The sequence below is a fragment of the Bacteroidota bacterium genome (assembly GCA_025059945.1).
Classification (GTDB): Bacteria; Bacteroidota; Rhodothermia; order JANXDC01; family JANXDC01; genus JANXDC01.
Genome location: JANXDC010000010.1, coordinates 1 through 13390, shown reverse-complemented (window position 1 = coordinate 13390; position 13390 = coordinate 1). Strand labels below are relative to the sequence as shown.

Below are 13390 nucleotides of genomic sequence, written 5' to 3'. Positions count from 1 at the left end.
CTCGCCCGGGGGCCCGGTTGGTTTGTATTTTGCCCCCGTGCGCGTTGGGGCCGTTTTGCTTTTTTTGCTGCTTCTGTGTAGCCGCGCCGGGGCACAACAGCCGACCCTGGAGGTGGGGCTTGAGCGCTCCCCTACGGCGCTCAGCCACCGGCACATCGGGTGGTGGCAGGTCCGCTCAGGCGCCTGGGGCGCTCAGGTCCAAAGCCGTTGGACGGCCGAACAGCTTTTCTTCTCCACCGGTTCGGGTCCGCGTCGGAGCGACTGGCGAGCGCGGGCCTCGTTTTGGCGCGCCCTCAGCTGGGGTACTCTCGAGCTGGGGCTGGAGTCCCTGCATCACGCCGGGCTCCAGAACCGCCTCTCCGGGGAACAATGGCTTCTGTGGGGGCGCTGGGCCCGGGCGGTCGGCCCCGGAGAGTTTGCCCTCTCCCCCCTCTGGGGATGGGATCGACGGGCTCAGCAAGCGGACATAGGTCCAGGTCTGCGCATCACAGGGGACCTACGCGGCAGGCGATGGGGGTCCTATGAGCTCTCTGGCCGCCTCTACGGACAGGTCCTGCAGATTAGCCCGCGTCGGTTCGTAGACGGCCGCGTCGAGGGCGTCATTAGGGGGCTTTTTGCGCCGGCCGAGTTATTCCTGCGTGGCTCCTGGGTGCGCGCCCTTCGGGAGTACTACCAGCCAGCCAGTTTCCTGAACGCCGGCATAGCGGGTCTAGAGGTGATCGAATCCACGGGCGCCGATACGCTGTGGACGGATTTGCGTCTGTTGTATCCTCTCGGTACGGGCTGGGTTTTCCGGGCCGGAGGGCGCTTCGAGCGCCTCGACCGGACGGTGCGGCACCGGCACGTGCCTGCCGAGGTCGAAGTGCTCGATACGGGTTTGCGTCGGATAAGTCTAGAGGCCGAGGCGGCCTTACAGGCCGAAGGGCCCTGGGGTCGGGCTGGTCTTGAGGCCCGCTTGGCCAGTCAAGAGGAGGGGCGCAGCCTGCTCAACGCGGATCGGCTGACGCCGGGCCTAGCTCGACGTCAGGCCGGCTTGCTGGAGCAAGCCGGATATTGGGGCAGGCAGACGCGAATCGGGGCCTTCTACGCCTGGCCGGACGTGTTTCGCCTGGAGGGAATAGCCCGTATCGCACGGCATGACACCCCAGAGGGAAACGACGACGATTTCGACGAGCTGCTGTACGTGCTTACACTACAGATCCAACCTTGGACGCGCGCGGACTTCGCATGGCGCCTGTTGGCTCAGGCCCTGGCCTTGCATACGGTCTATTTAAAGGCCGCTCGGAGCGCGGAAAACCAATGGCAGCGTCTGCTGCGCCTGAGCCCCTCCTGGACTTGGACCCCCACAGAGGGGCAACGCCTGGAGGCCATCGCCGAGCTGCGCGCCAACTACGCGGTCGATGACTTCACTCTGCCGGGAAGCCCCCGCCGAGGGCAGTCCGCCCGTGAGCTGCGGGCCGAGGGCCGCGGGGAGCATCGGCTGGGCGTTCGCTGGCGTCTCAACTGGCAGCTTAGCTACAGCCGGCTTCTGATCGGGCGCCTGTACTGGCCGGACTTCGCCGAGACGCCCACGGACACGGTGCGCACCTGGGAGCTGTGGCCGCGATTGCAGGCCACATGGCCAGGGCCATTGGAGGCGGAGCTCGGTTTGCGCCTCTATGAGCGTTCCCAGTACTTTTCGGAGTCCCCGGCCCGGTCGTTTGTGCGCCAATGGGGCCTAACAGCGGCTCTACAATGGCGACTGAGCGCCCGCGGGCATCTGAGCGTAGCAGGATGGCTACAATGGCAGGACTCCGGCCTGCGGCCGTTCTCCCCCAGTCCGGGCCGATCCCGAAATCGCCGGCAGATCCCCAACCTGAGCGCGGTTTTTCAGTGGACCCTCTGAGCCCTTCGCCCCATCGCCTCTGGTATCTAGAGCTGCCCAGCTCTTACGAAGCTCTGGGGCGCGTGGAGGGGCTTCTAGAGGAGATCCGCCGCGTTGTGGCCTTAAGCGACTCCCGTTATTTTGATCTCGTGGTGGCCGTCACGGAGGCCGTCACGAACGCGATCGAGCACGCTCACGCCGGCCAACGGGCTCTGCCCATTTACCTGGAGGCCCGCTGGGGCGAGGGGCAGCTCGTGGTGAGCGTGCAAGATCAAGGCCCGGGATTCGATGTCGAGGCCCTGCCCGATCCCACGGATCCTGAGAACCTTATGCGCCCCGGTGGACGGGGCGTCTTCCTCATGCGCGCGCTCATGGACGAGGTGCGCTTTCTGGATCGCGGACGCCGCGTTGAGCTTGTGTTGCGCACCGGCTAAGCGGATACGCATATGCAACAGTATCTCGTCAACGGGTTGGCCTTGCACGTGCACCAGATCGGCCGCGGTCCGGCTACGGTCTGGATCCACGGTTTTCCCTTAGATCACCGGATATGGGATCTGCAGGCCCCCTTGGCCCCGTTTTTTAGGCTTATTCAGCCTGATCTTCGGGGCTTCGGGCAAAGCCAGGTCTCCCCGACACCCTATACGATCGAGGAGCTGGCCCAGGACGTCGTTGGGCTACTGGATCTGCTGGGCCTCTCACAGGCCGTGGTGATCGGCCACTCCATGGGTGGATACGTGGCGCTGCGGCTGGCTCTCCGATACCGGTTTCGGATTCGAGGTCTGGTGCTGGTCTGTTCCCAAGCTCGGGCCGATTCCGAGGAGGCCCGCGCCGGCCGCCTGGAGCTGGTGCAACGGCTTCTGGAGAGCGGCAGCGCGGCGGTGCTCCTGGAGCGCTTTCGGAAGCTCTTCGCCGACCGCACGCGTCAGCAACATCCGGAGCTCGTGGAGGCGGTCCTGGCCCGGATCCCTAGTGTGCCCGTTCAAGCCGCCGTGCATGCTCTGCTGGCGATGGCCGAGCGCCCGGACAGCCGGCCGTTTCTCGGACAGATCTCCGTGCCCACCTTGCTCATCCACGGAGAAGAGGACGTACTCATCCCTGTTGAACGGTCCGAGGAAATGGCCCGGCTTCTGCCCAACGCCCGACTGGAGACGATCCCCTACGCGGCGCACATGCCCATGCTGGAGCAGCCGGAGCATTTCAATCGGCTGCTGGACGTTTTCTTAAAGTACGTAACGCAGGAGCAGGAAGCCGCCGAATAAGAGGGCCGTAAAGGCGATCGTAAGCCAACCCAAATGGCGGTCAATAAAGCGCCGAATCGGGGGCCCGAAGCGGTACAACAGGGCCGCCAACAGGAAAAACCGGGCGGCTCGGCCCACTAGAGAGGCCAAGGCAAAGGGCACAAGAGGCACCTCGAAGACTCCGGCCGTAACGGTGAACAGCTTATACGGGATCGGCGTAAAGCCGGCCGTAAAGACCACCCAAAAGCTCCAGCGCGCATAGAGCCCTTGGACGGCCTCGAAGCGCGCCTCACTAAAGCCGGGAACATGCTCAAAGAAAAACCGCGCCAGCCCGCTATAGGCGCCCGTCTGGGGCTCATGCCATAGGCCGTAGCCGATCCCATAGCCGGCAAGTCCGCCCAAAACCGAGGCCAACGTCGCTACCGCGGCGAAATAGAAAGAACGACTCGGCAGAACTATGCACAGGGCCAACAGCAGCACGTCAGGGGGGATGGGGAAGACAGAGCTCTCGGCGAAAGCCACCGCAAACAGCGCGGGCACAGCATATGGCCGGTAGGCCAAGGCCTCCACGCGATCTTTAAGCCGATATAGCCAACCCAGCGGACCTCGATAATGGGCCGCGCTCAGGATGGGTGCACCTTCCTGGGCTTCGGGAAGCTTTCGTGTCACCGGAGACCCTCCGGATCCTCTCGCCAGCCTTCTTCACCAATGAGGGGGACAAAACGAAACGCGTAGCGGATCTCCTGCTGCCATGCGGTTTGGCTGAGGCGCTGCACACGGTACATGCGTTGGTCCTGCGCGTCCCCGACCGGTATGACCAGGCGACCTCCTATGGCCAATTGCTCCAGAAGTGGTTCCGGAATGCGCGGAGCGCCAGCCGTGACCAATATGCCCTGATAAGGGGCGTGCTCGGGCCAGCCCATCGAACCGTCCCCGACCCGGATCACGGCATCAAACCCCAGCGCGCGCAGCCGCTCCTGCGCCCGCCGGGCTAGGGCCTCGATGCGCTCTACGGAGTACACCTCTGCTCCCAGGGCGCACAAGATGGCCGTCTGATAGCCGCTTCCGGTGCCGATCTCCAGCACCCGATCCCCGGGCTGCGGGGCAAGTAGCTGCGTCTGATACGCCACGGTGAAGGGCTGCGAGATCGTCTGACCAAAGCCTATGGGCAGGGCCGTGTCTTCGTAAGCCCGAGGCCAGAGGGCGCTGTCGACGAAGAGATGTCGTGGGATCGCGCGCATGGCCTCTAGCACGCGCTCGTCTGCGATGCCCTTTTCGCGCAGCAGTCCGATCAACGCCTCGCGTTGGCGCTGGAAGCGGCGCCCTTCAGTAAATGTTAGCGAAGGGTTCATCTGCGGCTAAAGGCCAAGCTTTCCTCAGGTCGCAAAGTAGGTCTGAGGGCCTCCAGCAGGCGTTCTCGCAGGGCCAGGGGCGAAAGCCCGCTTTGCAGGGCGCCGCGTTCGGCCACGGAGATCTTGCCGGTTTCCTCGGAGACCACGATCACAAAGGCATCCGATACTTCCGTGATGCCAACCGCCGCTCGGTGTCGCATGCCCAAGGAGGCCCCGAGCTGTAGGTTCTGGGAAATAGGCAGGATGCACTTGGCCGCCGCTATGCGCCGGTTGCGGATGATCACCGCCCCGTCGTGCAGCGGCGATCGAGGGGTGAAGATCGCCTGCAGCAAGCGGCTGGAGACCCGCGCCCCAATCGGTTCGCCGGTTTCGATGTAGGACTGCAGCCCCACCGTGCGCTCCAGTACGATAAGCGCCCCCACGCGGTCCGCAGCTAGGTTTCGGGCCGCATCCACGAGCTCCCCGATCAGGTCACGCTCGCGCTCCCGCCGGCCGAAGCGCTGCAGCCAGGGCGTTTGGCCTAACAGAAGAAGCAGACGCCGGATTTCGGGCTGAAAAAGCACGATCACGGCCAGCACCCCCATGCCCGAAAGCTGCCCGAACAGAAACCGAAGCACGGGCATGTCGACCAGGTCCGTGAGCACGGTCGCCAGAAATAACAGCAGGAGCCCCCACAGGATCGGCACCGCCAACGTGCCCCGCAAGAACTGGTAAAGCTTGTAGAACAAAAACGATACAAGTCCGATATCGAGCAGATCGACCAACCGAACTTCGAGAAAGCCCACCTGAAAGAGCCGCATGCGCGCCCGGCCGCTGTTTTCGAAAAATTACGGCCCTCTGCGAGACAGGGCAAGACGCCCGGGTTTCCGTTTGGATTCGTCCGGGTTCAGCCCTCGCCTGTGATTTGCCCTGAGGCAGGATATGCGGTATAACTTTCGCCATCTGCAGGAGGGCATATGCTTGACGCCAGCACCTTCAAGAGCGCGCTTCGCCGCTTCGCTTCCGGTGTAACAGTCGTGAGCACCCGGGAGGGGGACAGGCTCTACGGGATCACGGTGAGCGCCTTCTGTTCGGTCTCGTTAAACCCGCCCTTAGTGCTCGTCTCCATAGACCGCAACGCCACAAGCCATGATCCGCTGGCCCGAACCGGTCTTTTCGCCGTGAGCTTCTTGCGAGCCGAACAGGTGGAGCTTTCGGAGCGCTTTGCCGGCCGTATTCCCTTGGAGGACCGATTCGAGGGGGTGCGTTGGCGCAGCGCGCAGACCGGATGTCCGATTCTAGAGGAGGCTTTGGCTTACTTGGACTGCCGGCTTTGGGCGGCCTACCCGGGGGGCGATCATACGCTCTTTGTAGGCGAGGTCCTCGAAGCAGGCTGGCGCACCGACGGGGAGCCGCTGCTTTATTACGACGGCCGCTATCACGGCCTTAAGCTCTTGGAAGCGTAAATGGGGCCCAGCTTCTGGTTGTCCTGGGCGCTTCTTCTATTTCCTGCGCAAGCTCAGCAGGATCTGCGCGCTGAGCTAAGGCCGTCCGTCGTCTCAACGGGTGAGGTGGCGGAGCTGTGGGTCTGGACCCCCGAGGGAAGCCTGGTTGACCCCCCCCTGATGCCCGTTCTACGGGGGCTGCGATGGCTCGATGCGCGTCCGGACGTATCGGTTGAGCCGGCCGGCCCCTCGGGGGGGCGTATGCTGCGGTGGCGCTGGCGCTTGCGCGCCGAGACTCCCGGCCGCTGGGCGATCCCTCCGCTTTTGTTTCGTTTCGGGGCCGATGTGCTGCGCACACCGGAGTTGTATCTGGAGGTGCGCACCCCATCCGCGGATCCGCCCCCCTCCGAAACCCAGGGGCCTGAGCTCTGGATGCGCACCGAGCTTAGCCGTTCGATCGCCTATCCGCAGGAGCCCGTTTACGTGGAGACGGCGCTCTACTTCCACCCCGGCTTGCAGATCCTGCGGCCCTACCTATTGCGCGCTGGACAGGGCCAGGGGGGATGGTGGGAGGTGCTGGCGCGACCCGACTCGATTCCCGTTTCGGACGTGCGCATAGGGGGACGTCTGTACCGCCGCGCCGTCTTGGAGCGGGCCTTGTGGTATCCGCTTGCGCCGGGCGAATACGCCATAGGAGGGGCGGAGCTGGAATGCGAAGTGCAGCAGGAGGCGGAGGACCCGCTCGGTGAGTTTCTGGGGCGCTGGATGCGACCCCGGGATGTGGTGCGGCTTCTGGCCGAGCCGGCGCGCCTGCGCGTGCGGCCCTGGCCGGAGGGGGCGCCAGCTTCCTTTTCTGGATCCAGCGGTCTTTTCTCCTGGGCGGTAAGCTGGCCAGAGGAGCCGTTGCGCGCGGGCACAAGCGCTCTGGTGCGCGTGCGCATATGGGGCAGGGGGAACCCCCACGCCATATCCCCAAGCAGGCCGCACGTCGACCCTCAGGAGGGGGTGATCTGGCTGGGGGCCGAACGCCATACGCGCACGCTGGCCGAAGGGCAATACGAGGTGGAGTTTCGCTTTCCCGTCGTCTTTCAACGACCTGGCCGGTATCGGTTTGCCCCGTACAGCTGGACGTACTTTGATCCGGTGCAAGAGCGCTACGTTACGCTTCGGGCCTCGGGTCCGGAGCTGCGCGTGGAGGGAGCGAGCGCGCAGGCGTCCGAACCCAATGCGGGGCCGCAAGAGGTCGCATGGCCTGATTGGCGCCGCCAAGCGGGACGTTGGGTGCGTCCGGAGCGGCCCTGGTGGGCCCGCCTTGAAGGTTGGGGCGTTCTGGCCGGGCTGTGGATCTTGGTGTTGGCCTGGGTGCTTCGTCCGGTCCGCGCGCAAGATCAGGCCCCGAGGCGCATGGGGGGGGCGCGAGCCTGGTCGCTTCTTGCCGCGGCGCTTCGGGTCCCGAACCCGGAGCGAGCCCTTGAGGCCTTGTACCAAGGCCTTCGACGGCACCTAGGCCGAGAACTGGGTCAGCAGCCCGAGCAGCTGTGCGCGGCGCGCCTTCGGACCCTCTTGGAGGCGCTTCCCGAGCGGACGCGCGCAGTTTATGCCGACTGGTGCGCGCTCCTAGAGGAGCTGGAGGCGCGCCGGTTTCGGCCCGATCCGGTGCGACCTCAAGAACTAGCCGCCTGGGCCCAGCGTATACGACGCCTGTTGGGCTTGGCCTCAAAAGACGGACTCTGGCTTCCCCTTTTTCTGTTGGGGCTTGCCCTCACCGCATGGGCCCGGGCGGAGGGCGGCCTTGATCCCCAAAGGGCTTTCCTGGAGGGCCTGCGCCGCATCGAGGAGGGTCGTTATGCGGAGGCGCGCGCGCTCTACCAAGCCGTGCGCGAATCCGATTGGCTCAGTCCCGGTCTGCTCTACAATTTGGGCTTGCTAGAGGCGCGCCTGGGTCAATACGGAGCGGCCCGTTACGCCCTTGAGGAGGCCCTTCGGCTCGAGCCCGGTGCGGCTGATATGCTGCGGGCCCGCGGGCTCGTCCTAAGACGGCTGGCCCTGCGGGAGAACGCTTGGGAGCGTCTGCTCTGGCGGGCCCGGCCTGAGTTCGCCGTCGCGCCCCTGCTGTTGGGCGCGGTCCTGCTATTGTGGTCTCGGCGTCGTCGCAGCCGGCACCTCCTCCGGACGGCCGTAGCCCCTCTGTGCGGGCTTGTCGCCGTGGCCTATTTAGGTTATCTAGGCCACGTGCGCTATCAAGAGAGGGTCACCATAATCGCCGACACGTGGGCCTGGGGCGCTGAGGGCTTCGTTCGGATTCCGGCGGGTTACGTGCTATCGGCTCTGCGACAAGAGCCCGATGGGCTCTGGGTGCGCCTGCACGGTGAGTGGCTCTGGCTTCCGGCCGGTTCAGTGCGGCTTTCGCGATGGCGGTAGTATATTGCGAGGGCAGAGAGGAGGTTGGCCATGTCGTCGCATCGGGAGTTTTCCTGTCCATCGCGGCGTGAGTTCTTACGCGCCGCTTCCCTGGGCTGCTTGGGCGCTCTGTTTGCGGGTTTGGGGGCCGGCTTAGCCGGATGCGACACGGTGGAGGAGCGCACCTCCGACTCGGAATCCGGCATCACGATTGAGGGCAACACGATTCGGCTTGATCTCACGAAGCCGGATGCGCGTCCGCTGGCGGTCGCAGGCGGTTTTCTGTTCATCCGGCAAGCCCGCACGATCGCCCTGAACCTCGACGGAAGTCGAATTCGCGCCTTTACGAGCGTCTGCCCTCATGCGGGCTGCGACGTAAGCCAGTTTCAAGGAGGCCAGCTCATCTGTCCCTGTCATGGGTCTCGCTTCAATACAAGCGGGCAGGTTCTGCAGGGTCCGGCCGCGCAGCCGTTGCGGGAATACGGCGTAAGCCGATCCGGTGACCTCGTAACGATTCGCCTCTCCTGAAATGGAACGCGCCGTCCGCTTGGGCATTCATAAGGACGATCAGAAGGCGGGCGTGCGCTCATGCGGGCGCGGCCAGATCCCTTAATCGTGCGTCTTCGGGCCCGGGTAAAGCGCCATGGGCTTTGGGCTCCGGCTGATCGGCTGCTTGTGGCCGTAAGCGGGGGGCTGGATTCCGTGGTGTTACTGCATGCGCTGCGCTTTGGCTTTGAAAACCCCCTGCTGGTGGCCCACATAGATCACGGCCTGCGTCCGGATTCCGGCCAGGATGCAGCCTTTACGGAGGCCCTGTGCCGCGCCTGGGATGTGCCCTGTTACGTTCGGCGCCTGCAGATACCGGAAGAGCTCAGCAGGGCTCAAGGCGTTGAGGCCGCGGCCCGGCGGCTTCGGTATGCGGCCCTAGAGGAGATGGCCGATGCACTCGGGGCGCGCTGGATCCTCACGGCCCACCACTTGCGGGATCAGGCCGAGACCGTGCTGTTGAATCTGCTGCGCGGCTCCGGTCTTTGGGGGCTGCGCGGCATCGCCCGGCGCTCCGGGCGCCTGCTGCGCCCCTTGCTGGATTTCGACCGAGCCGAAATCCGGGCCTATGCCGAGCGGCACGGACTCGCATGGCGCGAAGATCCGACGAACCGAGACGTGCGCTTTCGGCGCAACGCCCTCCGAGAAAGGCTCTGGCCCGTTCTGGAGGAGTTCTTCGGGCCGCGGCCGGAGCGGACCTTGGGGCGCTTTGCAGAGCTTGTGCACGAGCTTCTAGCGGACCTAGAGCCCACATGGGATCGTCTCTTGGAGGAGGCCACGGCCGAGCGTCGAGGCAAAAGCTGGGCGCTTGAGATTCCCCGCCTCATGCGCTACCTTGCATCCGCCCGCCGGGCGGTTCTGCACCGGGCCCTAAAGGCGCTGGGAGCTCCGGCGGAGGCCGAGGGTGTGGCGCGTCTTCTGGAGCTGTTGAATCGCCCCACGGGCCGAAGCGTGGTGCTTCGAGGAGGGTGGAGGGCCTGGCGCGACCGAGACCGGCTCTGGATTGGACTGGAAGAGCCCGAAGCGGGGCTGGCCGTAGAGATAGTTCCAGGACAAGCCGAGGTTCAGCTGCCCGACGGTCGGCTCCGCATCCGGCCCCTGCCCAGGCCCCCGGCGGAATGGCCGCGAGATCCGCGCCGCGCATACGTGGATCGGGAGGCGCTTTCTTACCCCTTGCGGCTTCGTCGATGGCGGGCGGGGGACCGCTTCCGGCCCCTTGGCATGCGGGGCAATAAGAAGCTAAGCGATTTTCTTACGGACCTTCGGCTCTCCGGCCCCGCGCGAAGCCGCGTCTGGGTACTGGAATCCGCGGGACAAATCGCCTGGGTCGTAGGCTGGCGCATCGACGATCGGTTTCGCGTGCGCGACCGCGATCGCCCCTGTATAGAATTGGTCTGGGAGCCTCATGGCGCACCATCTGAAGACGGCGCGAGCGCATCCGAGGCGGATCTGGTGTAACGGGGAGCCCTTCCGGCTGTATCTACCCGAAAAGGAGATCCGGCGTCGCGTAAGGGAGCTGGGCTTGGAGATCAGCCGCGATTACGCGGGCAAGGTCCCCATTCTGATCGGCGTGCTGAATGGCTCTTTCATCTTCATCTCCGATCTGATGCGCGCCCTCAAAATCGACTGCGAGGTCGATTTCCTGAAGCTCTCCAGCTACGGCGACGCTAAGGTCTCCAGCGGACAGGTTACCGTCCGAAAAGGCCTTGACGCCGACATCAGGGCCCGCGATGTGCTCATTGTCGAGGACATCGTCGATACGGGCCTGTCGGTGCGCTATCTGTGTGATCTTATCGAAGCGCACAAGCCCGCCTCCTTGCGCGTGGCCACGTTGCTGCACAAGGCCGAAGCGACCCGCTATGCGGTGCAGCTCGACTACGTGGGCTTTGTGATTCCGAACCTGTTCGTCATCGGCTATGGGCTCGACTACGCTCAAAAGGGGCGCAACCTGCGCCACCTCTACATCCTGGATCGCTGAGCCTCGGCCGGAGTCGCTGCCGTTTGCCGAAGAGCTCAAGCGCAAGGGCATACACCTGCTTTCGCTGTCGATCGCGATCGGCTACTACGTGCTGGGGCGTGCGTTGGCGCTTGGTGTTTTGGTCCCCATGGCGGCCCTCTCGTTTCTCGTAGAGGTGATGCGGACTCGTTCGGGGCCGTTTCGGCGCTGGTTTGAGGCTTGTTTTGGGTCGCTGTTGCGCCCGCATGAGCGCGATCTTGGCGATCGCAAGCTGCGCCTGACCGGGGCCACTTGGCTGCTTGTGGGCGCCGTGCTTACGGTGGGGCTGTTCTCCCGTCCAATCGGGGCGGCCGCCATCGCCATGCTTATTCTTTCCGACATCGCTGCGGCCCTGGTTGGAAGGCGTTGGGGGCGCCGCAGGCTGCCCTTTAATCCGAACAAGACCGTGGCCGGATCCGCCGCCTTCTGCGCAACGGCCTTACTGGTGGCCCTCTGTACGCCCGGACTACCCCCTCTGGTGGGGCTCGTGGGAGCCGTAGCGGCCACCTTGGCAGAGGCCCTGGATAGACCTTTGGACGATAACCTGCGCATTCCGCTCGCGGCCGGATCGGCGATGACCCTTGCGCAGAGCTGGTTATATGGCTAACGCTTCGGATCCGGTGCGCGTCCTGCGCGAACAGCTGGGCGCCGAGCGCGTGCTGGATCAACCCGAGGTGCGTGCCGCCTACGCCTACGACGGCACGCCTCTGCTGCGGGCTATGCCCTTGGCCGTGGTGCGGCCGCAAGACGTGGAGCAGGTGCAAACCGTCCTGCGGCTTGCTAACGAGTTGGGTTTTGGCGTTGTGCCGCGCGGATCGGGCACAGGCCTAAGCGGCGGGGCTGTGCCGAGCAAGCACAGTGTGGTGCTGCTGTTTCCGGAGTGGAACCGCATAGAGGCGCTCGATACGGCCAACGCGACCGTATGGGTGCAGCCTGGGGTGATCACGGCCCATCTGCATGCCACCGTCGAGGCGGCGGGCTGGTTTTACCCCCCTGATCCCGGCAGTATGCGCATCTCCACCATCGGCGGCAACGTGGCCGAAAACGCCGGAGGGCTGCGTGGGCTCAAATACGGGGTGACCAAGCACTACGTGCTGGCCATCGAGGGGGTGCTGCCCACAGGCGAATGGTTTCGGGCTGGATCGCAATGCGTAAAAGACGTGGCCGGGTACAACCTGACGGATCTGCTTGTGGGCTCCGAGGGCACGTTGGCCGTGTTTACGCGCATTTTGCTGCGGCTTATCCCCAAGCCCCCGGCCTCTGAGGTGCTGTTGGCCGTCTTCGATCGGCAGGTGGCCGCCGCAGAGGCCGTAGCGGCCATTTTAGAGCGCCGTATCGTGCCGGCCATGCTGGAATTTCTGGATCGGGTCACGGTTCGCTGCGTAGAAGATTATGCGCACGTAGGCTTACCCCAGGAGGCTGAGGCGCTGTTGCTCATTGAACTTGACGGACATCCAGCCCAGGTTCAGGAGGAGGCCGAACTGGTTGAGGGCATCTGCCGGGCTTGTGAGGCCAGCCTACTGTGCCGGGCGGCTTCTCAGGAGCAGGCCGAAGCCCTGAAGACCGCTCGAAGAGCTGCCTTCAGCGCCCTGGCCCGCCTGAAGCCGACCGCGATTCTGGAGGATGTCACCGTGCCCCGAAGTGAGCTGCCCGGCATGGTCGGGGCCATTCAAGAGATCGCGGCCCGCTACGAGCTCACGATCGGAACTTTTGGGCACGCCGGAGACGGCAACCTGCACCCAACGATCCTGGCCGATGCGCGCGATCCTCAAGAAATGGCCCGTGTGGAGAGAGCCCTGGAGGAGATCTTCGAAGCCGCCGTCCGCCGGAGCGGCACGATCACGGGCGAGCACGGGGTGGGGTTGGCCAAGAAGCCCTTCCTAGAGCGCCTAAGCCCATCGGGCACGCTGGAGCTTATGCGCCGCTTACGCAAAGCCATAGATCCTAATGAAGTGCTCAATCCAGGCAAGATCATCAGCCTTGCGCCCCGCTGCGAACACGCCCCCCGAACGTGAGATCCTCTCGGAGGTTCTCGAAAACGTAAAGCCGGCCTCCCCGGCTGCGAAGAGGACCTGCGTCCTCAGGCGTTGGACGTGGCTGGTCCTGCTGTTGGGCGGCCTGTGGGTAGGCTGTTCTCTATTTGACTCCCAAAGCGGCTCCGAAAACCCCTCAGGCGACTCCCCCACAAGCGAGGAGTGGCAGCCCGAGCGCTAAACGGTCTACATCGGGGGTCGGTTCCTGTAACGTTGGGGGTAATCTTTCGGGGTAATTTTTCTTTGAACTCCCCCCTCTATGACTTGGGGAGGTGTTCTTGACTTTTGTGAAACATTCGTATAGAATCACCTATGTGTGTCGTCAAGGAGGCCCTGGACCTTTTACGAGGAGGTCGTGTTATGTCCCGTTTTGCTACGGTGTTGCTGTTCTCTCTTTGGCCCCTAGGGCTCATGGCGCAGAACTTGGTGATTCGGGGTTCGGTGCGGGATGTGAACAACGAGCCTTTGCCGGGGGCGAACGTTTTCATTGAGGCGCTCACGTTGGGCGCCACGGCCGATGTGAACGGCAATTATCGT

The 13390-nt window shown here is 64.5% G+C and carries 13 protein-coding genes; 10 read left to right on the top strand and 3 right to left on the bottom strand.

Annotated elements, in window-relative coordinates:
• The first annotated feature begins 22 nt into the window (after positions 1-22).
• Genes NZ993_05330 through NZ993_05320 form a run of 3 tightly spaced genes read left to right on the top strand, consistent with a single transcriptional unit; the run spans position 23 to position 3123 of the window.
• Positions 23-1885 (top strand): hypothetical protein, encoded by a 1863-nt coding sequence (locus NZ993_05330; protein MCS7155211.1) that lies wholly within the window; start codon positions 23-25, stop codon positions 1883-1885.
• The gene (locus NZ993_05325) at positions 1873-2298 is read left to right on the top strand and encodes an ATP-binding protein (GenBank protein ID MCS7155210.1); all 426 of its coding nucleotides are present in this window, start codon (positions 1873-1875) and stop codon (positions 2296-2298) included. The genes NZ993_05330 and NZ993_05325 overlap by 13 nt, the downstream gene beginning before the upstream one ends.
• Before the next feature lie 12 nt (positions 2299-2310).
• Complete coding sequence (locus tag NZ993_05320) at positions 2311-3123, top strand: alpha/beta hydrolase (protein MCS7155209.1); 813 nt, start codon at positions 2311-2313, stop codon at positions 3121-3123.
• Here NZ993_05320 and NZ993_05315 read toward each other — a convergent pair.
• From NZ993_05315 to cdaA, 3 genes are read right to left on the bottom strand one after another with little or no spacing between them, the layout of a single operon-like run.
• Complete coding sequence (locus NZ993_05315) at positions 3085-3771, bottom strand: DedA family protein (protein ID MCS7155208.1); 687 nt, start codon at positions 3769-3771, stop codon at positions 3085-3087. The two genes, NZ993_05320 and NZ993_05315, sit on opposite strands and share 39 nt — an antisense overlap.
• Positions 3768-4454 (bottom strand): protein-L-isoaspartate(D-aspartate) O-methyltransferase, encoded by a 687-nt coding sequence (locus NZ993_05310; protein MCS7155207.1) that lies wholly within the window; start codon positions 4452-4454, stop codon positions 3768-3770. The genes NZ993_05315 and NZ993_05310 overlap by 4 nt, the downstream gene beginning before the upstream one ends.
• Entirely contained in the window at positions 4451-5254 is an 804-nt protein-coding gene (gene cdaA, locus NZ993_05305) for a diadenylate cyclase CdaA (GenBank protein ID MCS7155206.1), read from the bottom strand. Before cdaA ends, NZ993_05310 begins: the two co-directional genes overlap by 4 nt.
• A gap of 156 nt (positions 5255-5410) precedes the next feature.
• Between cdaA and NZ993_05300 the strand changes: the two genes are divergently transcribed.
• Genes NZ993_05300 through NZ993_05270 form a run of 7 tightly spaced genes read left to right on the top strand, consistent with a single transcriptional unit; the run spans position 5411 to position 12835 of the window.
• Positions 5411-5899 carry a flavin reductase family protein gene (locus tag NZ993_05300; GenBank protein MCS7155205.1) on the top strand — a complete coding sequence of 163 codons (489 nt, stop codon included), beginning with the start codon at positions 5411-5413 and terminating at the stop codon, positions 5897-5899.
• Positions 5900-8299, top strand: a complete 2400-nt coding sequence (locus NZ993_05295) for a tetratricopeptide repeat protein (protein ID MCS7155204.1) — start codon at positions 5900-5902, stop codon at positions 8297-8299.
• Positions 8300-8329: 30 nt separating this feature from the next.
• Positions 8330-8806, top strand: coding sequence for a Rieske (2Fe-2S) protein (locus tag NZ993_05290; protein ID MCS7155203.1), 477 nt, complete (start codon positions 8330-8332; stop codon positions 8804-8806).
• Positions 8807-8866: 60 nt separating this feature from the next.
• Positions 8867-10282, top strand: a complete 1416-nt coding sequence (gene tilS / locus NZ993_05285; GenBank protein ID MCS7155202.1) for a tRNA lysidine(34) synthetase TilS — start codon at positions 8867-8869, stop codon at positions 10280-10282.
• Positions 10230-10802, top strand: a complete 573-nt coding sequence (hpt, locus tag NZ993_05280) for a hypoxanthine phosphoribosyltransferase (protein MCS7155201.1) — start codon at positions 10230-10232, stop codon at positions 10800-10802. Before tilS ends, hpt begins: the two co-directional genes overlap by 53 nt.
• A complete protein-coding gene (locus NZ993_05275) occupies positions 10741-11427 on the top strand; it encodes an SEC59/DGK1/VTE5 family protein (protein MCS7155200.1) in 687 nt (228 codons plus the stop codon). Before hpt ends, NZ993_05275 begins: the two co-directional genes overlap by 62 nt.
• On the top strand, positions 11420-12835 hold the full coding sequence (locus tag NZ993_05270; GenBank protein MCS7155199.1) for an FAD-binding protein: 1416 nt from the start codon (positions 11420-11422) through the stop codon (positions 12833-12835). The genes NZ993_05275 and NZ993_05270 overlap by 8 nt, the downstream gene beginning before the upstream one ends.
• Positions 12836-13390 lie beyond the last annotated feature (555 nt).

Coding starts and splice junctions, on each gene's coding strand:
- NZ993_05320 (MCS7155209.1), top strand. CDS start 2,311: ATGCAACAGTATCTCGTCAACGGGTTGGCCTTGCACGTGCACCAGATC.
- NZ993_05310 (MCS7155207.1), bottom strand. CDS start 4,454: ATGAACCCTTCGCTAACATTTACTGAAGGGCGCCGCTTCCAGCGCCAA.
- cdaA (MCS7155206.1), bottom strand. CDS start 5,254: ATGCGGCTCTTTCAGGTGGGCTTTCTCGAAGTTCGGTTGGTCGATCTG.
- NZ993_05300 (MCS7155205.1), top strand. CDS start 5,411: ATGCTTGACGCCAGCACCTTCAAGAGCGCGCTTCGCCGCTTCGCTTCC.
- NZ993_05295 (MCS7155204.1), top strand. CDS start 5,900: ATGGGGCCCAGCTTCTGGTTGTCCTGGGCGCTTCTTCTATTTCCTGCG.
- NZ993_05290 (MCS7155203.1), top strand. CDS start 8,330: ATGTCGTCGCATCGGGAGTTTTCCTGTCCATCGCGGCGTGAGTTCTTA.
- tilS (MCS7155202.1), top strand. CDS start 8,867: ATGCGGGCGCGGCCAGATCCCTTAATCGTGCGTCTTCGGGCCCGGGTA.
- hpt (MCS7155201.1), top strand. CDS start 10,230: ATGGCGCACCATCTGAAGACGGCGCGAGCGCATCCGAGGCGGATCTGG.
- NZ993_05275 (MCS7155200.1), top strand. CDS start 10,741: ATGGGCTCGACTACGCTCAAAAGGGGCGCAACCTGCGCCACCTCTACA.
- NZ993_05270 (MCS7155199.1), top strand. CDS start 11,420: ATGGCTAACGCTTCGGATCCGGTGCGCGTCCTGCGCGAACAGCTGGGC.